Origin of the sequence: Catonella morbi ATCC 51271, assembly GCF_000160035.2 — a bacterium.
In the GTDB taxonomy this organism is placed as follows: domain Bacteria; phylum Bacillota; class Clostridia; order Lachnospirales; family Lachnospiraceae; genus Catonella; species Catonella morbi.
Genome location: NZ_KI535368.1, coordinates 43959 through 67935 on the forward strand (window position 1 = coordinate 43959; position 23977 = coordinate 67935).

Annotated in this window: 22 protein-coding genes; 16 read left to right on the forward strand and 6 right to left on the reverse strand. The window is 36.8% G+C overall.

The window, feature by feature from the left end; all coding sequences use genetic code 11:
* Nucleotides 1-15 precede the first annotated feature (15 nt).
* Genes GCWU000282_RS07310 through GCWU000282_RS07320 form a run of 3 tightly spaced genes read left to right on the forward strand, consistent with a single transcriptional unit; the run spans nt 16 to nt 2016 of the window.
* Nucleotides 16-300, forward strand: coding sequence for a hypothetical protein (locus GCWU000282_RS07310; RefSeq protein WP_023354420.1), 285 nt, complete (start codon nt 16-18; stop codon nt 298-300).
* Nucleotides 301-303: 3 nt separating this feature from the next.
* Nucleotides 304-939 carry a DUF1836 domain-containing protein gene (locus tag GCWU000282_RS07315; protein WP_023354421.1) on the forward strand — a complete coding sequence of 212 codons (636 nt, stop codon included), beginning with the start codon at nt 304-306 and terminating at the stop codon, nt 937-939.
* A gap of 3 nt (nt 940-942) precedes the next feature.
* Nucleotides 943-2016, forward strand: coding sequence for an endonuclease/exonuclease/phosphatase family protein (locus tag GCWU000282_RS07320; RefSeq protein ID WP_023354422.1), 1074 nt, complete (start codon nt 943-945; stop codon nt 2014-2016).
* Between the two features lie 85 nt (nt 2017-2101).
* Here the strand turns inward: GCWU000282_RS07320 and aguB are convergent, their stop codons facing one another.
* Both aguB and aguA read right to left on the reverse strand, forming a co-directional pair.
* The gene (aguB, locus tag GCWU000282_RS07325) at nt 2102-2974 is read right to left on the reverse strand and encodes an N-carbamoylputrescine amidase (RefSeq protein WP_023354423.1); all 873 of its coding nucleotides are present in this window, start codon (nt 2972-2974) and stop codon (nt 2102-2104) included.
* Entirely contained in the window at nt 2974-4110 is a 1137-nt protein-coding gene (gene aguA, locus GCWU000282_RS07330; protein WP_023354424.1) for an agmatine deiminase, read from the reverse strand. Before aguA ends, aguB begins: the two co-directional genes overlap by 1 nt.
* Nucleotides 4111-4388: 278 nt before the next feature.
* On the opposite strand from aguA, the gene GCWU000282_RS07335 reads away from it, so the two are divergent.
* From GCWU000282_RS07335 to prfA, 10 genes are all read left to right on the forward strand, one after another.
* On the forward strand, nt 4389-5738 hold the full coding sequence (locus tag GCWU000282_RS07335; protein ID WP_023354425.1) for a DegT/DnrJ/EryC1/StrS family aminotransferase: 1350 nt from the start codon (nt 4389-4391) through the stop codon (nt 5736-5738).
* Nucleotides 5739-5994: 256 nt separating this feature from the next.
* The gene (locus GCWU000282_RS16280; RefSeq protein WP_023354426.1) at nt 5995-6246 is read left to right on the forward strand and encodes a helix-turn-helix domain-containing protein; all 252 of its coding nucleotides are present in this window, start codon (nt 5995-5997) and stop codon (nt 6244-6246) included.
* 164 nt (nt 6247-6410) lie between these two features.
* A complete protein-coding gene (gene clpX, locus GCWU000282_RS07345; protein WP_242828940.1) occupies nt 6411-7892 on the forward strand; it encodes an ATP-dependent Clp protease ATP-binding subunit ClpX in 1482 nt (493 codons plus the stop codon).
* 116 nt (nt 7893-8008) lie between these two features.
* Nucleotides 8009-8467, forward strand: a complete 459-nt coding sequence (locus GCWU000282_RS07350) for a hypothetical protein (RefSeq protein ID WP_023354428.1) — start codon at nt 8009-8011, stop codon at nt 8465-8467.
* Nucleotides 8468-8582: 115 nt separating this feature from the next.
* Nucleotides 8583-8789 carry a 50S ribosomal protein L31 gene (gene rpmE / locus GCWU000282_RS07355; RefSeq protein ID WP_023354429.1) on the forward strand — a complete coding sequence of 69 codons (207 nt, stop codon included), beginning with the start codon at nt 8583-8585 and terminating at the stop codon, nt 8787-8789.
* Nucleotides 8790-8900: 111 nt separating this feature from the next.
* Complete coding sequence (locus GCWU000282_RS07360) at nt 8901-10100, forward strand: DUF1385 domain-containing protein (RefSeq protein WP_023354430.1); 1200 nt, start codon at nt 8901-8903, stop codon at nt 10098-10100.
* Nucleotides 10101-10952 (forward strand): peptide chain release factor N(5)-glutamine methyltransferase, encoded by an 852-nt coding sequence (gene prmC, locus GCWU000282_RS07365; RefSeq protein ID WP_023354431.1) that lies wholly within the window; start codon nt 10101-10103, stop codon nt 10950-10952.
* A gap of 12 nt (nt 10953-10964) precedes the next feature.
* Entirely contained in the window at nt 10965-12329 is a 1365-nt protein-coding gene (gene fumC / locus GCWU000282_RS07370) for a class II fumarate hydratase (RefSeq protein WP_023354432.1), read from the forward strand.
* Between the two features lie 49 nt (nt 12330-12378).
* A complete protein-coding gene (locus tag GCWU000282_RS07375) occupies nt 12379-13551 on the forward strand; it encodes an NAD(P)-dependent malic enzyme (protein WP_035039985.1) in 1173 nt (390 codons plus the stop codon).
* Nucleotides 13552-13638: 87 nt separating this feature from the next.
* On the forward strand, nt 13639-14712 hold the full coding sequence (gene prfA, locus GCWU000282_RS07380; protein ID WP_023354434.1) for a peptide chain release factor 1: 1074 nt from the start codon (nt 13639-13641) through the stop codon (nt 14710-14712).
* A gap of 119 nt (nt 14713-14831) precedes the next feature.
* Here prfA and GCWU000282_RS07385 read toward each other — a convergent pair whose 3' ends face one another.
* From GCWU000282_RS07385 to GCWU000282_RS07400, 4 genes are all read right to left on the reverse strand, one after another.
* Nucleotides 14832-15287, reverse strand: coding sequence for a hypothetical protein (locus GCWU000282_RS07385; protein ID WP_023354435.1), 456 nt, complete (start codon nt 15285-15287; stop codon nt 14832-14834).
* A gap of 21 nt (nt 15288-15308) precedes the next feature.
* A complete protein-coding gene (locus GCWU000282_RS07390) occupies nt 15309-15743 on the reverse strand; it encodes a hypothetical protein (RefSeq protein ID WP_023354436.1) in 435 nt (144 codons plus the stop codon).
* A 203-nt stretch (nt 15744-15946) separates the two neighbouring features.
* The gene (locus GCWU000282_RS07395; RefSeq protein WP_023354438.1) at nt 15947-16513 is read right to left on the reverse strand and encodes a hypothetical protein; all 567 of its coding nucleotides are present in this window, start codon (nt 16511-16513) and stop codon (nt 15947-15949) included.
* A 2-nt stretch (nt 16514-16515) separates the two neighbouring features.
* Nucleotides 16516-17628, reverse strand: coding sequence for an amidase domain-containing protein (locus GCWU000282_RS07400; protein WP_023354439.1), 1113 nt, complete (start codon nt 17626-17628; stop codon nt 16516-16518).
* Nucleotides 17629-18221: 593 nt separating this feature from the next.
* On the opposite strand from GCWU000282_RS07400, the gene GCWU000282_RS07410 reads away from it, so the two are divergent.
* From GCWU000282_RS07410 to GCWU000282_RS07420, 3 genes are all read left to right on the forward strand, one after another.
* Nucleotides 18222-19226 carry a LacI family DNA-binding transcriptional regulator gene (locus GCWU000282_RS07410; RefSeq protein WP_023354441.1) on the forward strand — a complete coding sequence of 335 codons (1005 nt, stop codon included), beginning with the start codon at nt 18222-18224 and terminating at the stop codon, nt 19224-19226.
* Nucleotides 19227-19283: 57 nt separating this feature from the next.
* Complete coding sequence (locus tag GCWU000282_RS07415; protein ID WP_023354442.1) at nt 19284-20627, forward strand: MATE family efflux transporter; 1344 nt, start codon at nt 19284-19286, stop codon at nt 20625-20627.
* A 276-nt stretch (nt 20628-20903) separates the two neighbouring features.
* The gene (locus GCWU000282_RS07420) at nt 20904-23843 is read left to right on the forward strand and encodes a SpaA isopeptide-forming pilin-related protein (RefSeq protein WP_035039992.1); all 2940 of its coding nucleotides are present in this window, start codon (nt 20904-20906) and stop codon (nt 23841-23843) included.
* The last annotated feature ends 134 nt before the right edge of the window (nt 23844-23977 follow it).

The following is a 23977-nucleotide window of genomic DNA, read 5'->3' on the forward strand; positions in this document are numbered from 1 at the left end:
AAAAGGAGAAGAACTATGGATAAGAAAATTGAGGAATTATTAAACACAGCAAAAATTAACGCATTACTACATCCTACAAAGAACGAAGATGCCAAAAAGGATAATCCTTATATTGTAGTTCTCGTCATAGTGGGCGCGATTGCCCTTATTGCAGCTATTGCATATGCGGTATATTACTTTTTTGTTCCGGATAAGCTTGTAGACTTTGAAGATGATTTCGATGATGTTTATGGGGATGAGATTTTCAACGAGCCTGAAGCTGAAGTAGTTGCAGAGTCCGAAGAGGCGGATGAATTATAACGAATGAATAAAAATGATAAGAAGGAATTTGTTGAGGAAGTAGCAAACAGGATCAGATCTTTGGATTATATCAAGATAGAGGATATACCGGGGATTGAGCTGTATATGGATCAGGTTATTAAATTCATGGATGACCATTTTGCATCCCTTAAAAGATACGAGGGAGATAAGATGCTTACTAAAACCATGATTAATAATTATACCAAAAACAAGCTGCTTCCTTCACCTGAAAAGAAGAAGTACGGCAAAGATCATATGCTGCTTCTGATTTTCATATACTATTTTAAAAATGTATTGTCAATAAAGGATATTAATAGCATTCTGACTCCGCTTACAGAAAATTTTTTTGCAGACAGTGATAAAGATTTTTCCCTAAGTGATATTTATGATGAAGTTTTTGAGGTTTGCAAGAGCGCAACAGCTGATATCTCAAGATCGGTTTTGAAGGCATTTGACAGGGCAAAGAACAGTTTTGAAGGTGAAGATGATGAGAAAAAGAAAAAATATCTCAATAATTTTGCCTTCATAGCTTCTCTTTGTTTTGATGTACATGTTAAGAAAACTATAGTTGAAAATATGATAGACAATGGATTATTGGACTTTAAGGATGATACAGGTAAGGAGAGTAGAAAAAAATAGGAAATGAGTAAAGCCGCTAAAATCTGTATTAAGTTATTCCTCATAATAATTATGGTTTTAATTATAGGGATTGCAGGTCTGCTTGCATTTCTTACAATAACCGAATATAAACCCGGAAATATAGAAAAATTACCTATCAACGGGCAGGTTAGTGATGAAGCAGACTTTTCTAAAGATATTAAGTTTATCAGTTGGAATGTAGGATATTGCGGACTGGGAAAGAGTGCAGACTTTTTTATGGATGGCGGGAAAAAAGTTGTAAGTCAGACAAAGTCCGAGGTGGATGAAAATATTGATAAAATAACTGATAAATTAAGACAGCTTGATGCCGATGTAATTTTGTTACAGGAGGTTGACAGAAAGTCTTACCGCAGCTATGACATGGATGAGGAAAAGCTGATTGGCGATAAATTTTCAGATATGATTTCTTCTTTTGCAATTAACCTTAAGGCCTTATTTATACCATATCCGATTCCGCCTATAAGGAATGTGGAAGCGGGGATAATGTCTCTCAGTAAATTAAAGGCAGAAAGTGCGGAAAGAGTAAGCCTGCCGGTTCCATTTAAATGGCCGGAAAGAACCTGCAATTTAAAAAGATGTCTTCTTGTTGAGAAACTTCCTATAAGTGGCAGTGATAAAAAATTGGTTGTTATCAACCTTCATTTAGAAGCCTATGACTCAGGCGAAGGAAAGGTAGCACAGACTAAGGCCTTACTTGATATTATGGAAAAAGAGTATAAAGAAGGAAATTATGTAGTTGCGGGCGGAGATTTTAACCAAAGTTTTTCAAGTGCAGACCTGTCTGAATTCGAGGTAGGCAATAAAGGATTGTGGAAGCCGGGAAGAATTGAAGCGAAAGATTTTGAAGAGAATTTTAATCTTTATATGGATGCTTCTGTTCCGACCTGCCGTTCTTTAGACAGAGCCTATGATAAGGCAGATAATAAGTTTCAATACTATGTTATAGACGGTTTTATAACATCTAAAAATGTAGAAGTAATATCACAGAAGACAATAGGACTTGACTTTGAGAATTCAGATCATAATCCTATAGAGATGGTAATAAGATTAAAATAAAAAACACCACAGAGAATCCATAATAAAAGATTTTCTGTGGTTTTTTAGTAGGATTATGGTGTCAAAAGCATTTGGCACTTGCATCCTATTTAACGATATCTCCATAGCACTCAGGGCGTCTGTCCCTCATAAGTCCCCATTCAAGTCTTGCAGCATTTATTTCATCTAAATCAAAACTGTGTGTAAGTACTGTTTCTTCGGTTCTTCCCGCGGTTTCTGATAAATCACCTGTCATATCAGTGATAAAGGATGAGCCGTAGAAGGTAAGTGAGGAAGATTGATTATTATTTTCTTCACAAGGAATAACCTCCTCTGTACCTATCCTGTTTGCGGCAACTACAGGTATGATATTTGCTGCGGAATGTCCCTGCATGGTTCTGCGCCAATGCCCCATACTATCTGTGTTAAGTACAGGCTCCGAGCCTATAGCTGTAGGGTATAGCAGTACCTCGGCTCCGTTTATGGCAAGACTTCTGGCAGTTTCAGGGAACCATTGATCCCAACAGATACCTACACCTACCTTACCTACACTTGTATCCCAGACCTTTAATCCTGTATTTCCGGGAGTAAAGTAGAATTTTTCCTGATAAAAATGGTCATCCGGGATATGAGTTTTTCTATAGATTCCGAGAAATTTTCCACTGTCAAGGACTGCTACAGTATTATAAAGTACATTTCCATCTTTTTCATAAAAGCTTATTGGGAGTACTGTTTCAGTTTTTTTGCTTAGTTCAAGAAAATGCTTTACAGCATCATTTTCCATTACAGGTTTTGCAAAAGCATAGTAGTCATATCTGCGTTCCTGACAAAAATACTGTCTCTCAAAGAGCTCAGGAAGTAAAATCAGCTTTGCGCCTTTATTTACAGCCTGAAGCACAAGGGCTTCCGCTTTCTCTATACTTTCTTTCGGTTTTGTAGAGCAGCTCATCTGAACTGCGGCAACTGTTAAATTTCTCATTATTTATCCTTTCTGTTCTTTGCGAGAGGAACCTGACCGGTGATACAGTGGATATTGCCACCGCCTACAAGTATGCTTCTTGATTTAACAGGCACAACTTCTCTTTCGGGAAACAGCTTCTTAAGTATTTTTACTGCAACCTCGTCATTTTCATCACCGAATGCAGGTACAAGAACGCTGCCGTTTGTAATGTAAAAGTTTACGTAGCTTGCGGCAAGTCTTTCGCCTATACTTCTTTCTGCTTCCCCTTCCTCAAATTCATAGCCGTCAAGGTCTTCTTTTGTAACTAATATAGGTCTTTTAGGTATTGGCAGCTTATGTATGATGAATTTACGTCCCTTGGCATCGGTTTCATTTTCAAGAAGTTTCAAATCTGCAAGACTCATTTCATATTGTGGATCTGCTTCGTCATCTGTCCAGGCAAGTACAACTTCACCGGGCTTTACAAAAGCACAAACATTATCCACATGTTCATTGGTTTCATCATTATAGATTCCGAAAGGCAGCCAGATTACCTTTTTAGCACCAAGGTAGGTGAGCAGAGTTTCTTCTATTTCGGTTTTTGACAGCTTTGGATTCCTGCCCTTGCTTAAAAGACAGGACTCTGTAACAAGTATGGTTCCCTCTCCGTCTGAATGGATAGAGCCGCCTTCTAAAACGAAGCCTGTGCTATGCAAATCATAATAATTATAATTATATTTATTACAAAATGCGGAAGCCAAAGCATCATCTTTATCATAATCAGAAAACAGACCATCCACATCGCCACCCCAGGCATTGAACACCCAGTCTATACCTCTTACTTCGTTGTCATTTACCACAAAGGTAGGGGTGGTATCTCTTGCCCAGGCATCATCTGTTTCTAAGGTAATGAGCTCTATATTACCTTTCGGAGCAAAGTCATTTTTATCAAAATATTTAGACGGTTCGTCCTTGTGGGCTTCATCACAGATAAGATAAAGTTTTTCGTATTTAATTATATTGTTAATTATCTCCGCAAAAGCAGATTTAGCCTCTTTTGCATCATAAGGGAAGCTTCCCGTCCTCGTAGGCCAAACCATAACAGTTCCTAAGTGGGGTTCATATTCAGCAGGCATATGGAAACCGTCAGAGGAAGGAGTAGTTTGAAGTATCATATATTCTCCTTAAAATATAATTTTTTATAATTTTGGGATTATTGTAACATTTACAGCTGATTATTGCCACCCCAAACAATAAAAATTAAGATAAAAAATGCCATCTCTTTTTAGAATTTGTGAAAATTTTCAAAAAGTTCAGCTATATATAGATGTATGAAGGTTAAATTATTGTGATTTTTTAAAATAAATCCAGACAAAATTTGCGTGTAATACTTGAATATTATGGCTTTTAAGTGTATATTTATAAATAATATCCGAAAACCGGGGGACACAAGATGGGATTTGAAAAGTTTGAAAACCGAATCTGGCTATCTTCTCCTACAATGCATGGTGAAGAACAGACTTTTGTGAAAGAGGCCTTTGACACTAATTGGGTTTCAACTATAGGTAAAAACCTGGATGAACTTGAAAGCGGAGTCTGTAAATATCTTGGCGGCGGCCTGCACTCTGTAGGACTTGCATCGGGAACCGTAGCTCTTCATTTGGCTTATAAACTCGCAGGAGTTAAAACCGGTGACAGGGTATTTTGTTCCGACCTTACCTTTGGTGCAACAGTAAATCCGGTTTCGTATGAAAATGGGGAACAGGTATTTATTGACAGCGAGTATGAAAGCTGGAATATGAGTCCTGTAGCTCTTCGCAAAGCATTTATTAAGTATCCGGATACAAAATGTGTGGTAGTGGCAAACCTTTACGGAGTTCCGGCAAAACTTGATGAGATAAGGGCTATCTGTGATGAATATGGAGCCATACTTATAGAAGACGCAGCTGAGTCATTAGGAGCATCATATAAAGGCAGAAAGACCGGTACTTTTGGACATTATAATGTAATCAGCTTTAACGGTAATAAGATAATAACTACATCAGGCGGAGGAATGCTTATTTCGAAAGATGAAGAAGCCATCAATAAGGCAAAATTCTGGTCTACTCAGGCGAGAGAGCCTTACCCGTGGTATCAGCATGAAGAACTTGGCTATAATTACAGGCTGTCCAATATTCTTGCAGGTATAGGTAGGGGGCAGTTGCTTCATCTGGATGAGCATAAAGAGAAGAAAAAGGAAATTTATGAGCGTTATAAAGAAGGACTTAAGGAGCTTCCGGTAAAAATGAATCCTATACCTGAGGGAGCTGATCCTAATTATTGGTTATCCTGCATTCTCATAGATAAAGAAGCTATGGCACCGCAGGACAGAAGCAGGTTCAAGCCGGATTATTCAGGAAATAAGGTGGGAGGCACCAATGCCTTTGCTGTCAGAGAAGAGGGCTTTTATGATGAGGCTTTAAGCCCGGTAGAAATCAGTAAAAGAGAAAAGTATAAAAATATAGATTTTGGTGATAAAACTTACGTCAGTGAGAAGGGAAAAACCTCTCCTGATGAGATAAGGGAGGTGCTTGCAAAGTATAACGTAGAAAGCCGCCCAATATGGAAGCCGATGCATTTACAGCCTTATTTTAAGAATAAGGATTTTATTACCGAAAAAGGAAGTATAAGGGAAATTGGAGACAATTTTGTGGATGCCGGCTCAGATATTTTTGACAGGGGACTTTGCCTGCCAAGTGATATAAAGATGATTAAGGAAGAACAGGACATTGTAATAGAGCTGATAAAGAGCTGTTTTAACTGAGAAAATAAGGCCAAGTTGGTATTTGCTTGTTGCCATAGTTACGAATTATTTACTTTACAGGATGTAAAATAAATAAATTGTAATTAATAAGTAAGATTAATATTGACTTTATAAGAATTAATGATAAGCTAAAACTAGAAAGACCTACTCGGATCTAATTCTTTAAAATTAACTTAATCTAAAATACCTATTAAAATGAGTATTTCTGAGTGATGTAAATAAGAGTAACTTGGAAACCTGAGATTAAGTAAAAGAGGTGATAATTATAATTAGCTACGATGGATTTTGGAAGGTTTTAAAGGAGAGAGGGATTTCGCAGTATAAACTTATAATGCAGCATGGGGTTAGTAACTCACAGCTTAACCATATAAGAAAAGGCGGACATATAACCACGGCAACAATCAATAAATTGTGTAAGCTGCTTGAGTGTGAAATTGGAGATATTGTAGCTTATATTCCCGATAATGATGAAGATAAGCGGGATGATACAGATGAAGGGATGCAATAAAAGCATCCCTTGTCTGTTTTTAAATATTATATTTCAGGAGTAATCTGCGTTCAGTAAAAATCAAGCTATTGAAATCTGATATTCAAAGAGTTATACTGTAAGTATTTAAAATACACATAAATCTACTAATTATAATGAAATGTAATAAAGGAAAAGGATGTAAGATGACAGAAGAAATTTGTTATATATGCAGAAGAACTGAAAGTAAGGCAGGTAAAATGCTTCATTTACCGCCTAATATAACTATTTGTAACGATTGTATGCAAAAAACGCTTAATGCCTTTAATACCTCTCCCATGTCGGACTATCTTAATATGAGCGGCTTTACTCCCGATATGTTTAACGGTGTTTACGGTACGGATAATGCCGTGATTAAGAAAAATGAAGACGGACAGACAGAAGAAGCTGCTGCATTAAAGACTTCTGATGAGCAGGAAAATGAAGAAGAAAAAGTAGATGATAAGAAAGAAAGCGGAAGACAGAATCCTCCTATGTTCAGTTTCGGCTTTCTTCCTGAAATGTTTCAGGGACAGAGCAATATAAAAAAGAAAACCAAAAAGAAAAAGCCTAAGGCAGAACTTGATTTGAATAATATTCCCGCACCACATATTATTAAGGAAAAGCTTGATGAATATGTTATAGGACAGGAGCTTGCAAAAAAACAGATATCTGTTGCGGTTTATAATCATTATAAGAGAATTTCGGCAGAAAAAACCAAAAAGGAAGAAGATATAGAGATAGAAAAGTCAAATATGCTCATGATCGGACCAACCGGAAGCGGAAAGACATATCTGGTGAAAAACCTTGCAAGACTTTTACAGGTGCCTATAGCAATTACTGACGCAACCACGCTTACAGAGGCGGGGTATATAGGTGATGACGTAGAAAGCGTACTCAGCAAGCTGTTAGCTGACGCAGATAATGATGTAGAGGCCGCAGAGCATGGCATAGTTTTTATAGATGAGATAGACAAGATTGCAAAGAAAAAAAATACTCATAGCAGGGATGTGAGCGGGGAGGCTGTTCAACAGGGGCTTCTTAAGCTTCTTGAAGGCTCGGAGGTAGAGATACCTGTTGGTGCGACCAGTAAGAATGCAATGGTTCCGATGACTACCATTAATACAAGAAATATACTTTTTATTTGCGGCGGAGCCTTCCCCGATCTTAGTGATATAGTAAAGAGAAGGCTGAATAAGCAGGCTGCCATAGGATTTAAATCTGACCTTAAAGATAAGTATGATGATGAGAAAAACATTCTCAGCAAGGTAACTACTGAGGATTTGAGACAGTATGGAATGATACCTGAATTTTTAGGAAGATTACCTATAGTATGTGCAGTTGATGAACTTGATAAGGATATGCTTATAAAAGTGCTTTCAGAGCCTAAGAATGCAATATTGAAGCAGTATGAGAAACTTTTGGAGTTTGATGAAGTCAAGCTTGAATTTTCTGAAGACGCTAAGGAAATTATTGCTGAGAGGGCACTTGAGAGGAAGACGGGGGCGAGAGCACTGAGAGCAATAATCGAGGAGTTTATGCTTGATATTATGTATGAAATTCCTAAGGATAATAATATCGGAAAGGTTATTATAACCAGAGATTACATAGAGGGTAAGGGCAGTCCGGTCATAGAGGTCAGAGTGTAAGACTAAGCTTCACAAATGATGGAAATAATCGCTTTCTAATATTGATTTCTGACAAAATGTAACCGATTTGTAACCAAAATAACTTATAATAATTTCCAAGAACATGGGAGGTATTTATGGGTGTTACCAGTGCCAGAAAGATATATATTTCGGAAGCATTTAGGACTAGTATAATAGCAGTTGATTCGTATAGTAGCATAGATTTCTGTGGTAAGCTGTATAATCCGTTTTATAAGCAATGCGTTCAGATAAAAAGTTTTCAGCAGCTTATAAAAGAGCTGGATACTCTTATGGACGAAATAGGATGCCCTATGAGCAGTATGGAAAAAAGAACCTTTACCAAAAATTCAAATGGGACAGAAAGGCCTATGTTACTCGCTGATGGTTCAGAGGCAGCAAAAGGTAAATTAGCCACCTTTGCCATTAGAATTCAATATAGAAATAATGCAAGTTGGCAAGGTAGAATAAAATGGATTGAAGGAGATGCGGAAGAATGCTTCAGAAGTGTTCTCGAACTCTTTTGGTTGATTGACAGTGCCATGAAGACAGAAGAAAGTGAGGAGACTGAAAATTAATTCATGGCTATAATTAATATCTTGCAAATAATAAACAGATATGATATAATTATATAGTTGTTTATATTAACAGATTGGCAAAATCCAATCGACTAAGTGAGGAAGGTGAATAATTATGAGAGAAGGAATCCATCCGGAATACCATGAGTGCAAAGTTGTATGTAACTGCGGTAATGAGTTTACTACAGGTTCAACGAAAGAGTCTATCCATGTTGAAGTATGCTCAAAGTGCCATCCGTTCTATACAGGACAGCAGAGAGCTGCATCTGCTCGTGGTGCCATTGATAAGTTCAATCGTAGATACGGAATTAAGCAGGACTGATACAAAGTACAAGATCGAGACTGTCGCAATAAGACGAAGGCGTCAACATAACAGGCTGTTATGGAAAGACGGAATCACTGATGCGATGGTCTTATTTTTTTAGGAGGAAGTATGAAAGGTTCCGGGATGGGCGGACAGGCTGTTTTAGAGGGCGTAATGATGAGAAACGGGGGAAAATATGCCGTAGCAGTCCGCAAACCTGATAATGATATAGATGTTGTAATCGGAAATTATGAAAGTATCTCAGAAAAAAATAATTTTTTCAAACTTCCTTTTATCAGAGGGATTGTAAGATTTTTTGAGGAAGTTTATCTGGGACTTAAGCATTTTTCTGCAGCGGGGGAATATTATAACAAGGATGAAGAATCGAATAAAACCGGTGATGATGGCAGAAATTTACAGCTACTGATTGTAATTGCGGTTATTTCGCTTGCGATAGGAATTTTCATAGCCTTACCTTATGTACTTTCAATAGGTATAGGCAAACTTGTAACTTCCGACCTTATGCTTACGATTATTGAGGGTGCTGTAAGACTTGTATTCCTCATTTTATTTGCAATAGGTATTTCTTTACTGCCGGATGTAAAAAGGCTGTATATGTATATAGGTGCAGAACACAAGGTAATGAATTGTGTGGATAAAGGACTTCCCGTTACAGTCTCTAATGTAAGAAAGATGGGCAGAAAAAATTATAACTGCGGAACGGTTTTTGTAATCAATGTAATTATCATCAGTATAGTACTTTTTATGTTTATCAGAGTAGATAATATTTTGCTTCGTGTTTTATTTAGGCTGCTTTTATTCCCGGTTGTTGCGGGACTTACTTATGAAGTAATGAAACTTGCATCCGGGGGGGAGAATTCTTTAGCTGTAATATTTAACTTACCGGGCATATTGGTTCATGGTTTAACAACTGATGAGCCTGCTGACGAAATGATAGAAGTTGCGGTGGAGTCAGCTTTGGCAGTTTGCGGAAATGATAAGCTGATTATAAAAGCTGAAAAAGAAGAGCAGGATGAAACAGAGAATATAGCTGATAAGAAGGTAGAGAAATTAAAGTCCGGTATTAAAAGGGTTAGTAAGGAAAGACTCGCTAGAACAGGTAAGGATATAAAAATTGAAAAGAGTAAAGAACAAAATCCTGTTCCGGTTGTAGACGAGAATAAAGAAATTACTCGGATACCGCCTAAAAAAGCACAGCCTAAACAGATGGTTGAAGATGATGATGATGAAATACTTAATGCCCTTAATCATTTCTTCAACAGTAAAAAAGAAGAAGAAGGTAAGCTTAAAAGAGGCAAGAGAAAATAAATGGACAAGGAAAAATTCAGCTATAAAGGGCTTTTAGACTTTGGGAAAGAAAAGTTAAGACAGTCCGGAGTAAAAGAAGCCGAACTTGATGCCCGGTATATATTGGAAAAGGTGTCAGGGCTTAACAGGGCGGAATACTTTCTGCATTCGGATGATAAAATTGATAATGACAAGACAGAGGAATTCTTGAGGCTTATAGAAAGAAGGAGCGAAAGAATCCCTCTTTCTTATGTAATCGGGACAAGAGATTTTATGGGACTTACCTTCAAGGTAAATGAAAATGTTCTGATACCGGAACAGGAAACGGAACTTCTTGCAGAAGAGGTTATAAAGCACTGTAAGGGGAAAACTGTACTTGATATGTGTACGGGCTCAGGCTGTATAGCCATATCTGTCAGCCTTTTGGGAGAGCCGAGTGAAGTGACGGCTTCCGATATTTCAGATAAGGCTTTAGAGGTGGCAAAAGAAAATGCAGAATTCTTAAATGCTTCTACTGTTAAATTTATAAAGGGAGATTTATTTGAAAATATAACGGGAAGCTTTGATATTATAGTCTCCAACCCTCCATATATAGAAACCCGTGTAATAGAAGAACTTGAACCGGAAGTCAGGGATTATATCCCCAGGCTTGCTTTAGACGGTGATGAGGATGGCTTAAAATTTTATAAAAATATTACGAAAAAAGCCATAAAGTATTTAAATAAAAATGCTAGAATTTTCTATGAAATAGGGTATAATCAAAGTGAAGCCGTAACAGATATTTTACTTGAAAATGGCTTTGAAGAAATTAAGATAATTAAAGATTATTCAGGCTTAGACAGGATAGTTACGGCAAAGTTTGAGGCAAGATAATAGGAGGACGCCATGAAATATAGGGTTGAAAGAGATTCTATGGGGGAGGTAAATGTTCCTGAAAAAGCTCTTTGGGGTGCACAGACAGAACGTTCCCATATAAATTTTAATATAGGAACCGAAACTATGCCGTTACCTGTAATCAAATCTTTTGCAGTACTTAAGAAGGCTGCTGCTGAAGTTAATTTTGAACTGGGTAAATTACCTGCAGAAAAATATGAACTTATTAAGAAGGCCTGTGATGAAATATATAAGGGAAAACATGATAAAGAATTTCCTTTGAAAGTATGGCAGACCGGCTCCGGTACACAGAGCAATATGAACATAAATGAGGTTATTGCGGCAAGAGGAAATATGTTAGCCGGAAAAAGGCTATTACATCCGAATGATGATGTAAATATGTCGCAGAGCTCCAATGATACTTTTCCCACAGCAATGCATATATCGGCAGTAACAGAGATTAAAAAGATTCTGTTGCCTAATATTGAAAAACTGATAACTACTTTTGAATATCTTGAAAAAGAAAATGATGACATAGTAAAAAGCGGAAGAACACATCTCCAGGACGCTACACCTATCAAGTTTTCACAGGAAATAAGCGGATGGAGATTTATGCTGATAAACAGCCTTGAACAGATTAAGGCTTCTATGAAAAGCATATATAAACTGGCATTAGGCGGGACTGCCGTAGGTACCGGGATTAACGCACCTAAAAACTTTGATAAACTGGTAGCCAAAAAGATAGCCGATATCACAGATGAGCCCTTTGTTACATCGGAAAATAAATTTCATGCCCTTACTTCAAAAGATGCACTTGTTGCCTGTCATGGAGCCATAAAAGGACTTGCGGCCAATATGATGAAGATAGCCAATGATGTAAGGTGGCTGGCTTCAGGCCCCAGACTCGGACTTTCTGAAATTTATATACCGGAGAATGAACCGGGCAGCTCTATTATGCCGGGTAAGGTAAATCCTACTCAGTGTGAAGCGGTTACCATGGTGGCGGTTCAGGTTATGGGAAATGATGTGGCGGTGGGAATGGCCGCTTCTCAAGGAAACTTTGAATTGAATGTATTTATGCCGGTACTCATCTATAACTTTTTACAGTCGGTGAGGCTTCTTGGCGATGCGATTAACTCGTTTAACAATAATTGTGCGGTAGGCATACGTCCTAACCGCGAAAAGATGCACGATAATCTGCATAATTCACTTATGTTAGTTACCTGTATCTCTCCATATATAGGCTATGATAATGCGGCAGCTGTTGCCAAAAAAGCTTACAATGAGGGTATAAGCCTTAAAAAAGCCTGTCTGGAACTTGGATTTATGGATGAAGACAGCTTTGATGAAGTATTTAAACCAGAAGAACTGGTTTAGAAAGATAGAGAATGGGTATAAGTAGTTAGTGAAAAAGGAGAAAAATATCATGGATTACGGAAAGGTTTCGCTGGAAAAACATGCAGAGTGGAGGGGTAAAATAGAAATAAAAGTAAGGGCTGAAGTAGACAGTTCGGAAGCTCTCAGTCTTGCTTATACACCGGGAGTTGCCACACCTTGCCTTGAAATACAAAAAGATGTGAATAAGTCCTTTGATTTAACAAGAAGATGGAATACAGTTGCAGTAGTTACAGACGGCACAGCAGTTCTGGGACTTGGAGACATAGGTCCGGAAGCCGGTATGCCGGTTATGGAAGGGAAATGTGCATTATTTAAAGCCTTTGGTGATGTAGATGCCATTCCTCTTTGTGTGAGAAGTAAAGATACGGATGAGATAGTAAGGACAATAGAGTTGCTTGCCGGTTCTTTTGGCGGAGTGAACCTGGAGGATATTTCCGCACCGCGTTGTTTTGAAATCGAAGAAAAGCTTAAGAAGTGTACAGATATTCCTATTTTCCATGATGACCAGCATGGAACAGCGGTAGTAACCCTTGCAGGGGTTATCAATGCGCTTAAAGTTGTCGATAAAAATATAGAAGATGTAAAAATAGTAACATCGGGTGCAGGTGCGGCAGGTATAGCAATTATTAAGCTGCTTATGGCGATGGGGCTTAAAAATGTAATAATGACAGACAGAAAAGGAGCTATTTATAAGGGAAGAGAAGGACTCAATCCTATTAAGGAAGAAATGGCTGCCATTACCAACTTTAATATGGAAAAGGGTAGTCTTGCCGATGTAATTAAGGGAGCGGATATTTTCATAGGAGTTTCCGCGCCGGGTACACTTACAAAAGAAATGGTAAGAAGTATGGCAAAAGATGCCATTATATTTGCCTGTGCCAACCCTACTCCTGAAATTTTCCCTGATGAGGCGAAGGAAGCAGGAGCAAGAGTTGTATCAACAGGCCGTTCTGATTTTCCGAATCAGGTAAACAATGTACTCTGCTTCCCGGGAATATTCAGAGGAGCACTTGATGTAAGAGCAAGTGAGATAAATGATAAAATGAAGATAGCGGCCGCAAAAGCAATAGCAGGACTTGTATCGGATGAAGAACTTAACGAAGAATACATACTTCCAAAGGCCTTTGATATGAGGGTTAGGGATGCGGTTGCAAAGGCTACCGCAGAAGCGGCAAAAAAATCAGGAGTAAGCAGAATATAACAGCTTTTACAGATAATAAGGATTAAATCCGGATGATTTCGAATAATCCGGTAAATGCTATAATTTAACAATTAGGAAGGGAAATTAATGTTTGAAAGTATTGAGACCTTAGCAGGGAGATATAAGGAAGTAACAGATGAACTGGCTTCGGGAATGGCAGCAGCCGATCCGAATAAATTCAGAAACCTGATGAAGGAGCAGTCGGATTTACAGCCGATAGTTGAGAAATACAAGGCATATAAAGCAAATAATGAGCAGATTGAAGACTGCCTGAGAATGATATCTGAAGAAAGCGATCCTGAGCTTAAAGAGCTTGCAAGGGAGGAGCTTGCAGAGGCAAAGGCGGCTGTACCCGAGTTTGAGAAAGAGCTGAAGGTGCTTCTGCTTCCAAAAGATAAAAATGATGACAAGAATGTAATTGTGGAAATTCGTGCAGGTACGGGCGGAGATGAGGCTGCAATCTTTGCATCTGAACTTTATCGCATGTATTGTAAATATGCTGAAAATAACCGTTGGAAGCCTGAAATTTTAAGTTTCAATGAAAATGGTTTGGGCGGATTTAAGGAAGTCACCTTCCTTATAAATGGCAAGGGAGCCTTCTCTAAGCTGAAGTATGAAAGCGGAACACATAGAGTACAGCGTGTACCGGTAACTGAATCAAACGGAAAGCTTCAGACCTCTGCGGCTACGGTGGCAATTTTACCGGAGGCTGAGGAAGTGGATGTAAACATAGATCCGAATGACATCAAATTTGATGTGTTCAGGGCTTCCGGAAACGGTGGACAGTGTGTCAATACTACTGATTCTGCGGTTCGTCTTACCCATATCCCTACAGGAATAGTAATTTCCTGCCAGGATGAAAAATCACAGCTTAAGAATAAAGATAAGGCTATGAAGGTGCTTCGTTCGAGATTATATGAACTTGAATGTGAAAAGGCTCATGCTGAAGAAGCTGCTAACAGAAAGAGCCAGGTAGGAAGCGGAGACCGTTCAGAGAAAATCCGTACTTATAATTTCCCGCAGGGAAGAGTTACCGATCATAGAATTAAGTTTACCACTCATAATATAGACGGAGTTATGGGAGGTGATCTTACCGAGATTATTGAAAATCTTATAGTTGCAGACCAGACAGAAAAGCTTGCGGCTATGGGAGAAGTGTAAAATAATAAGTAGGGTATATGTTGGAAGTAAAATAATTTTATTTCATGATACCTATATAAAAACAGGCTGATAATTAAAGGAGAGTTTCCCTTTCATTATCAGCCGTTTTGAATTTCAGACTACTGTGGAAGTTCAGTGAAAGTAAAATTATTTTCTTTAACATCAAAGCCTAAGCCGTACTTTTTACGAGGTTCAACTTCGACTTCGAGTTTAACAGGTCCAAAGATTTCATTAACTGTTTTATGTAAAATTCCCGGTCTTGAGGTGGTAGCCGAAGCTTCTACTGTATGTGTACCTGCGGTTACGGCATAGGCAAGACTTAAACCTTCATTAAACCAGTCAGCATGTCTGACACCGTCAATAGTGTGTATCTTAAGTTCCACAGTCTTTATACCTGACTGAGTAGTTCCGCAATATATAAGTGCAGCATCGGGATTTTGCTCTATCAATGTTTTCTTTCTGTTTTTTGCATATTTTGAATAAAATGTAAATAATAACAGATAAAATAATAAAAGCCCTGCTACAAAATAGCTCCAGGTAGGAAGCCCTTTTAACATAGTTACTAACTCGTTCATTTTGTTTCTCCTCTTTCAGTTTTATTTTTTAGTTTCAAGTTTAACAGCTTTTTGATTATCTCCGGTAAGCTTTAAGTCTTCTAAAAGTTCCGTATACTTGGTATAGCCTAAAAATGAGCAGTCATAATACTCGGTTTTTGTTCCGTCATTTACAGTAAGATTAAAATCATCATGATTAACTATTTTTGATGAGAAGCCACACTCATCAATGTTATAAGTGTTGGATGATTTCTTTGTAATGAAAGTAACCGTATTGCCGTCTACTATTATCTTCATTTTCATTTGTGAAAGAAATGAGAACAACATAAATAAGAAAACCAAAGCCGCAATACTGATAGAAATTGTAGCATTTCCCGATGACACTATCCAGGCGATGACAAGAACCGCTGCTACACCAAAGAGATAAATCACTGCATTGTAAATAAGTGCGAATGGCCTGCTTTTGTAAATCTTCATTATTGTAATTCCTCCCTGTTCAATGAAAATAGTTTACCATAAATGAGCTTTTCATACAATAGCTCCGGTTTAGTTAATAATTTTTTAATTATTTTTATTATTTTTTTGTTACAGTTCAGGTAAGTAGTTATTCTGACATGAAAAAGCGATTGGATTCTGCCCAATCGCTTTTTACCTTTTGTTATATATAATTCGTTGTTCAACTAAAAATACAGTTTTTCGCTTAATTCTATAACTTTACCTCCTTTTATTTTTATCACAAAATATCTGTTCTCTAAAAGGTCATTATCCTTTTTAGTCGCATCTACAAATTCACTCCAGCTGTTAAATACATATTTTCTGTCTTCATTCTTGGTATAAACTTGACTGACATCACAAATATGGACCTTTGCATCACTCGCAACCTCTAAATTTCCTTTTACTCCGAGCTCTTCCATATAAAAACCCGAAGGCATCTTACTCTCCGGTATCTTAAGCCTCTCAATCTCTTTTTTATCCTCTTCTTCAAAGCCGTTTAGAAGAATAACCTCTTCATAAGACAGGTTTGATGATGTCACTTTTTTCAAATTAATTGTTTTCGTTTCTTCCTTTTCGTCATTGTTTTTGTTATCCGCATTTACCGAACTTCCTGAGCTTACGGTATTTGCTGTGTTCTCTGGATTTTCTTTGTCTCCTTTATTATTAAAAAGAACGAAGTAAGCAGAGACTGCCACTATAACAACAACTGTAACTAAAGAAATTACATATATTTTTTTATCTTTTTTTATCATAGCTATTTATGTTTATAGAATTTTGCGCTTATACTGCCACCAGACCTGTAAACTGTATCTTTACTTTGATGTGCCCCATGCTGAGTATATTTAATCGTTGAACCATCTCCATATGTTACCAAAGCAACATGAGACACTTTTGTCCAATACATTATACAACCTGCATTCACTTTAGATTCATTTTTTACAAGAGAAAAATAGCCTTTTTTAGTCATATAAGGTACAACACCACCATTTTTATTGTAACCGGTTCTAAACCAGTTCTTTCCAGCCCAACCGCCCCAGTGTTTTGAACCGTACCAATCTCCTGGTTCATCCTTAGGAATTCCGCCTGCTCTCAAGGCTTTTGAGACAAAATTTGCACAATCTGTCCCTGATACCTCTTTAGACGGATACTCTTGATCTGCAAATGCATTTTTGCGAGCCCAGTCTCTGGCAGCTATTCTATCATAAGAGACATCAATCTTATTAGGTGATGCTGATTTGTATTTATCAAGTAAAAGTTCTCTTGCTGAATTCATCAATGATTCATAGCCTTCTTCAAATAATGCAGATTCATCTTCAATCTGATTTAATTCATCAGCAGGAATAAGTTCGGTTTCTTCACCATCAACTCTGTAATAACAATCTTCCAATGAATAATTACGCTTCAAGCTTCTGTAATTTGAGTCAGCTACCTTATATGCATATGTGAATGTTGTCCTGTCAGGTACCAAATAGCACTCGCTCTCCACATCTTTAATCTCTTCATAAATCTCTTTTTCTAACGAAGACCTTAAATAATAATTATCCTCATATGCTTTTAAAGCCTCTGCTTCCCCTTTGAAGTATGGGCTATCCTTAGGATGTCTTGTCAATGTCATATCAACAAGAACATCAATTCCTATATAATCTACATCATCCTTTGTAAAATTAAATGTTTTAAATTCGAAGTTCTCAAATTCATATAATTCCCCGTAATCATTGTAGATTTGTTGTAATATAGGCTCAAACATTTCCTGCCTTGGAGCTGCAAATCCGGTATTGTCTATGCTCTCTGCAAATACCGGGCCGGCACAATCCATTGATAGCACTACTGCTACTATTAATATCAATGAAGTTAATTTCTTATTCATAACAACACCTCCGTTTCATAATGTTGAAAGTACTTACACTTATCAGCATTAAAATAAACACTGATATCACTGTTTTAGTCTCCGTTCCTATACCTCTGAGGATTCATAATTTTCATAATAATCATCTCCTTTGTTTCTTTCTTTTATCCTAATATTCAATTCTATTACTATCTTTTTTTTTTGAGTATAGCATTTTTTACTAAGAAAAGCAATCAACAGTTATTGTTGATTTGTTGATTTTGCGATAAAGTTTGTTATTTTTTGTGTTCAGATAAGGAGTTATTCTAATATGAAATTATTGCAGATATTTATTTTCATCGTTTTATTGTTTCAACCACACTTAGAATCCAGCAGTACATTTCAATTCCTGCCTTTATTTCTCAGGCATTTCATCGACTACTTTAGGAAGCCTCAGTTCATTGAAAATTCAAGAAAATTTGACAAAAATAAGCCATTTCTGACAGACAATAAAATTGACTAAAATTAATACAAAATAAGGGATGTATTTTAGAATAGGTTATGCGATTAACCTATTGTAAATTAAAGAAAGCAGAGGTATTATTTTTATAAGAAGAATTATAGGAGATAAGAAATTGGGCAGAATAAGAATAAAGGATATAGCTGAGGAATTAGGGCTTAGTACAGCGACTGTTTCAAATGTTATACATGGTAAAACTTCCAAGGTTTCCCGGGAGACTGTAAAAAGAGTTCAGGAGCTGATTGAAAAAAGAGGGTATATACCCAGTATGGCGGGAATTTTACTTGCAAGAAATAATTCAAGAATAATAGGAGTTGTTATTAACCGGCATACGAAGTATGAAGGAAGTTTACTTTCAGATAATTTTATAAGCAGTTCTCTGAATGAGCTGTCAGTGCAGATAGAGAAAGCCGGGTATTTTATGATGATTAAAACATCCGATTCATATGAAGAAATAGTCAAGTTTGCGTCTATGTGGAATATGGAGGGGCTGATAATTATAGGTTTTTGTGAAAGTGATTATAAAAATCTCAGAGAGAGTATGCACATTCCTTTTGTAGTATATGACGGATACTTTGAAAGTTATGATAATATATGTAATTTGATAATTGATAATTTTGGCGGTGGATTTAAAATGGGTGAATATCTTTACAAAATGGGTCATAGAAAGATTGTATGTCTTTCAGATAACTATATTTGCATGGATAAGGAAAGAATAGATGGTCTTATGGCAGGATTAAAGAATGGAAGTGCTAAGCTTGTTAAAATACCGCTTCACAGGACGGAAAGACTGAGATTTTATGAGGAGAATTTTAAAGAAATTATGGAAAAATATACAGCAGCCTTTGCAGTATCAGATGAATATGCTATAGAATTTATGCATTTTTTACAGAAAAAGCAGATTAATATACCGGAAGATTTTTCGATAGCAGGATTTGACGGCGGTATACTGGGAGAAAAAGTTTATCCTGAGCTTACTTCAATAAAGCAGGATATGCGGGAAAGAGCAGAAATGGCAATAGAAGCATTGACTGCGCTGAAAGAAGGCAGAGAAGTTAAAAATGAGCAGAAACTTATGGTAGAGTTAATAGAGAGGGATAGTGTGAAGCGGATAGAATAATATTGACAAAACTTATACCACAGAACAGGATGGACAGGATTTCGTAGGAGATAATGTATGAATTCAGAAAAAAGAAAATTATATAGCAATATATTAAAGATAGCTTTGCCGGTGACCTTACAGGCACTTTTACAGGCTTCGTTCAGCGTGGTGGATCAGCTTATGATAGGGCATCTGGGAGGACAAAGTATAGCTGCCATAGGTCTGGCGGGGAAATTTATTTCTATATATACAGTGCTTTTGGGAGCGATAACAACAGCTGCAGGTATAATGCTTTCCCAATATCTTGGTCAGAAAAATGAAGAAAATGTAAGTAAAAGTTTTTATATGAATCTTCTTTACTGCATAGCGATAGGGTTCATATTTACTTTTATATGTATTATTACCGGAAAAGAGATAATGTATCTTTATAATAAGGATAATCTTACAATCGCCAATGCAACGAATTATTTAAAAATATTTGCTTTTTCTCTCATTCCTATGGCACTTATGGGTATGGCTTCAGTAATGTTAAGATGTATGGAAGAGACAGTCTATCCGCTCGTAGCAGGTATTGTCTCTGTAGTATTAAATACAGGACTGAATTATTTACTTATATCAGGACATATGGGATTTCCTGCTCTGGGAGTATCCGGGGCAGCTGCTGCGAGTGTAATATCACAGTGTATAGGTTTATTGCTCATACTGTTATATTTCATAAAAGGGCTTAAAAAGCATAAAATAAGGCTAAAAATCAATTTTGGATTTGATGCTAAAATGAGAAAACTTTATTTTAGCATAGTGGCACCGATTCTTATCTGTGAATTTTTATGGAGTCTCGGTGAAAATGTATATGGAGGAGTCTATGGAAATATGGGAACTGAGCCTCTTGCTGCAATGACAATTACATTTTCGATTCAGGGACTGATGATAGGTGCTTTAAGCGGACTTGCACAGGCAGCCGGCATAATTATAGGAAGACTTCTTGGAAACGAAGAATATGATGTGGCATACAGTCGTTCAAAAACTATTATGAAAATGGGATTATTAGGTTCGTTATTATTGTCGGTATTGCTTATTTTGTTAGGGCATTCATACACAGAACTTTACAATGTAAGTGAAGAAACGAAAACATCTGCATATATGATATTGTTTGCATTTGCAATAATTTCACCTGTAAAGGTGCAGAATATGATATTGGGCGGAGGTATAATAAGGAGCGGAGGTAAGACAAAGTATATAATGTGGGTAGATATTATAGGTACATGGATTTTCGGAGTTCCTCTTGCATTTATCTCAGCCTTTATACTTAAACTATCAATTCCCTACGTATATTTTATATTATCTCTGGAAGAAATTGTAAGACTAATTATAACTCTTATATTATTTAACAGTAAGAAATGGATGCAAAAAATAGAGTAGTAATATGCTCCCTTCTAAGTGGAAAGTGAACTTTATTATTTCACTTGTCTACCCGGAAGGGAGCATATTAATAGACACAACTTGGTTGCTGTTTTCTGAATTATTTTAAATAACGCAGAAAAGCTGAATTTATAATTAATACATTGACAAATATCAATCGAAATGTTATTATGCGTGGTGTGTTTATTTAAAAATATGTCATATAAATGGACTAAAATGAAAAAACTTGTGATGTATATATATTTGGCATATTTTAACATTATGAAAGGGGTAAATATGAAAAAAAATAATTTCAAAAATAGTGTTTTGGCAGCAGTATTGGCTATGGCTGTAGTTTTAAGCCTGTTTGCAAATGGTGCTGTCAATGTTTCTGCGTATTATACCGATTTAAGAGAGTATGAGGTTCAGAATCTGATAAATGTGGCAGGACACGAAGTACAGGTTAATACCGCCGCTGAGGCATCAAGATTTAATGAAGAATTTGCGAATAAGATAGAGAAAGTTAAAAAGCAGGTCTATACAGAGAAAGGTTCTGCTAACAGTAATTTAGAAATAATCCGTTCAAATCTGAAGGATCCTGTAACAGGTGAAACAATCAAAGAAGAAGTAAGGGATACCGAAAGACCTTTTGAAAAAGGTGAATATGTTTTTGATGACGGAGGTGTCTGGGAAAACGTATCTTCAGGTGATATGGGAAATTCTTATGAACCGCCGATTACAAAGATGTTCGCTTTAAAGAACAAAAAGACAGCTGAGATAATTAATGCATTTTGTGTAGATTTAGGAACTTATATTAAAAATAATGCAGAATACTTGCAGGGATATCTTGAGAGTCCGCTCTATGGAAAGATTCAGGAAAATGCCGATAAAATAAGAACTGTAGTTGCAACAGATGATAACTTTCTTTATGATAAATTACTTGAGAAGTATGGTTCAGACAATGATATAACCGGTGAATCTAACAGAAAGTGGATTGTAGTAAGAGCAAAACAGTTGCTGATTTGGAAATATATCCATCAGGGAGAAAGATTTACCAATAATGCCGGTTTCCATATGATAAAGTTTTTAGACCCTTCCAGTTCGTCTTCACATAATAAAGATTTTAAGCTGGGAAGCAGCGTGAAGAATTCAGAGGCTGTAAGTTTTCTTATGGATGAACTTGAAAAACGTCCTATTATACCTGCAATTGAAGAAACCGATAAGCCGGTTTTGAGTATAAGCAATCTTATAAATGATATTGAAGCCGGAACCAACTATGTTAGTTTCGATTATAAAGTAACAGGAAATGCAGATTCTCAAGTACTTGTATATTATATAGGAGATGATAAATACAGTAAGGAAGGGCTTGAAGCTATAGGGGCTCAGTTTGAGACAGCAGGCAATCACGTAAATATAATGATTCCCGGCAGCGTGACTAACGGCAAAAAATTTGCGGTTAAACTCTCGGCAGAAAAATATGTAGAGAAGCATAATATGCTTATTTCCAAAAGCGGAAGAAAATTCTCGCAGTCACTTGTATCAGCCAAACCGTTGAAAAGTAAAGTTGCTTATGAGATTAAGGAAACAGTCGGAACCCTCATAAGAGAAGAAAAGTTTGATTTAACATTAATGAAAGTTGACAGTGCTAAACTTAATGGCGGAAATGTAAATGAAGGTCTTGAGGGTGCGGTATTTACATTAAAGAATTATGATGCAAGTATTGTTGCAGCAAATAAGAAAACCGGAGCAGACGGCAAGGTTAAATTTGATGGTTTAAAAGAGGGAGCATACCTGCTTACTGAAGTAGAAGCGCCTAAAAACTATCATAAACTTACAAACGAGATTAAGATAATAGTAGAATTTGATGGTACAGTCAGAGCACTTGTAAACGGTACTATGTACTCAAGCAATCATCAGCTGCTTCCGATACCTAATAATATGCTTGATAAACCGCTTCCGGGCGGTAATAAACCTACCGGAAAGCTTGAAACTACAGTAAGTGTTGAAGGCAAAACAGGTGAAGAGGGGAAGGCTTTACTTCTTCAGGCAGATAATATATCAGAAGTAAAGAAAGTAAAGGATACTATAAAATATTCAGGACTTGCCGGCGGTAAAGTATATACCGTAAAAGGAAGCTTAAACAGAATAGAAAATGACAGAGTTGTAGAATCGGTAGCGGAAGGAACAATAACTCAGACTGCTGATGCATCAGGAACGGGCGAATGGATTATGGAATTTGAGATAGAAGGAAAACTTGCCTATGATGCTAAGTATGTAGTATATGAAGAAGCTGTTTCTAAAGATTTACTGGTAGACAGCGATGATGACGGAATATCTGATAAAGTACATACGGTAGAACATAAAGATCCTAAGGATACTGCTCAGACTGTTCTGACTAAGAAACCGAGCGGTTTTGTAAGAATAATTACGAAAGACAAAGATACAGAGAAAAATACCGGCGGCTCTAAGTTTGAAATATATAAAAAAGGCGGAGATGGCAAGCCGGGTGAGTTTGTAAAAGAAATAAATATTCCTGAAGGAGGAAACAAAATTGAACTTCCGGTAGGAGAATATATAGTTGTAGAAAAAACTGCTCCTAACGGTTATAAAATTACAGAAAATGAAGCTGACAGAAAGCATTCGGTTAAGCTGGAAAAGAATCATACTAATGATGCTCCTTATGAGATCATAGTACGTCATAAGAAGATACCGTATGTTCCGGTGTTCCCGACACCAACGACTCCGACAACACCGACGACACCAACAACACCGACGACTCCGACAACACCGACAAATCCTCAAAAACCTACTGAAAATGAAACCCCGAATTCGAACAAGTCTAATGAACCGGGTAAAATTGTGAAGGTGGATGAAGATAATACGCCTCAAGGTAAATATAAAAAGAGAAAAGATAAAAAAGAATCTGCGGTAAATAATAAAGCTGCTGAGCAGGATAAATCTAAAAAGATAAAACAAAAAAACAAGATAAAATCTGTTGTAGCTGACAATAAAGCTGCAAAGCAGAGTGAGGCTAAAAAAGGAAAACAAAAGAATAACAAAGAATACATTATAGCTGACGATGCTACCCCACAAGGCGCAAAAGCAGCCGTTCATACTAAAAAGAAGCTTCCAAAAACAGGCGGAAGCAATGAAACAGTATATTTTTTGGGTGGTGCAATGCTTATTCTTTTAGCGATTGGTATGGTAGTTAAAAGAAAGGAAAACGGTATTCGCTAATTCCCGAGTTTTCAAAAAGATGAATCAAATTATAATCTAATAAAAGATCGCATTATACAAAAGTATCTTATTGTATAATGCGGTTTTTTTGTTTAATAGGAAATTTCTTCGAAATTTCCTATTAAACAAAAATC

What these genes read in the sequence shown, in the direction of transcription:
- GCWU000282_RS07310 (WP_023354420.1), top strand. Translation starts at nt 16, where the DNA reads ATGGATAAGAAAATTGAGGAATTATTAAACACAGCAAAAATTAACGCA.
- GCWU000282_RS07315 (WP_023354421.1), top strand. Translation starts at nt 304, where the DNA reads ATGAATAAAAATGATAAGAAGGAATTTGTTGAGGAAGTAGCAAACAGG.
- GCWU000282_RS07320 (WP_023354422.1), top strand. Translation starts at nt 943, where the DNA reads ATGAGTAAAGCCGCTAAAATCTGTATTAAGTTATTCCTCATAATAATT.
- aguB (WP_023354423.1), bottom strand. Translation starts at nt 2,974, where the DNA reads ATGAGAAATTTAACAGTTGCCGCAGTTCAGATGAGCTGCTCTACAAAA.
- aguA (WP_023354424.1), bottom strand. Translation starts at nt 4,110, where the DNA reads ATGATACTTCAAACTACTCCTTCCTCTGACGGTTTCCATATGCCTGCT.
- GCWU000282_RS07335 (WP_023354425.1), top strand. Translation starts at nt 4,389, where the DNA reads ATGGGATTTGAAAAGTTTGAAAACCGAATCTGGCTATCTTCTCCTACA.
- clpX (WP_242828940.1), top strand. Translation starts at nt 6,411, where the DNA reads ATGACAGAAGAAATTTGTTATATATGCAGAAGAACTGAAAGTAAGGCA.
- GCWU000282_RS07350 (WP_023354428.1), top strand. Translation starts at nt 8,009, where the DNA reads ATGGGTGTTACCAGTGCCAGAAAGATATATATTTCGGAAGCATTTAGG.
- rpmE (WP_023354429.1), top strand. Translation starts at nt 8,583, where the DNA reads ATGAGAGAAGGAATCCATCCGGAATACCATGAGTGCAAAGTTGTATGT.
- GCWU000282_RS07360 (WP_023354430.1), top strand. Translation starts at nt 8,901, where the DNA reads ATGAAAGGTTCCGGGATGGGCGGACAGGCTGTTTTAGAGGGCGTAATG.
- prmC (WP_023354431.1), top strand. Translation starts at nt 10,101, where the DNA reads ATGGACAAGGAAAAATTCAGCTATAAAGGGCTTTTAGACTTTGGGAAA.
- fumC (WP_023354432.1), top strand. Translation starts at nt 10,965, where the DNA reads ATGAAATATAGGGTTGAAAGAGATTCTATGGGGGAGGTAAATGTTCCT.
- GCWU000282_RS07375 (WP_035039985.1), top strand. Translation starts at nt 12,379, where the DNA reads ATGGATTACGGAAAGGTTTCGCTGGAAAAACATGCAGAGTGGAGGGGT.
- prfA (WP_023354434.1), top strand. Translation starts at nt 13,639, where the DNA reads ATGTTTGAAAGTATTGAGACCTTAGCAGGGAGATATAAGGAAGTAACA.
- GCWU000282_RS07385 (WP_023354435.1), bottom strand. Translation starts at nt 15,287, where the DNA reads ATGAACGAGTTAGTAACTATGTTAAAAGGGCTTCCTACCTGGAGCTAT.
- GCWU000282_RS07390 (WP_023354436.1), bottom strand. Translation starts at nt 15,743, where the DNA reads ATGAAGATTTACAAAAGCAGGCCATTCGCACTTATTTACAATGCAGTG.
- GCWU000282_RS07395 (WP_023354438.1), bottom strand. Translation starts at nt 16,513, where the DNA reads ATGATAAAAAAAGATAAAAAAATATATGTAATTTCTTTAGTTACAGTT.
- GCWU000282_RS07400 (WP_023354439.1), bottom strand. Translation starts at nt 17,628, where the DNA reads ATGAATAAGAAATTAACTTCATTGATATTAATAGTAGCAGTAGTGCTA.
- GCWU000282_RS07415 (WP_023354442.1), top strand. Translation starts at nt 19,284, where the DNA reads ATGAATTCAGAAAAAAGAAAATTATATAGCAATATATTAAAGATAGCT.
- GCWU000282_RS07420 (WP_035039992.1), top strand. Translation starts at nt 20,904, where the DNA reads ATGAAAAAAAATAATTTCAAAAATAGTGTTTTGGCAGCAGTATTGGCT.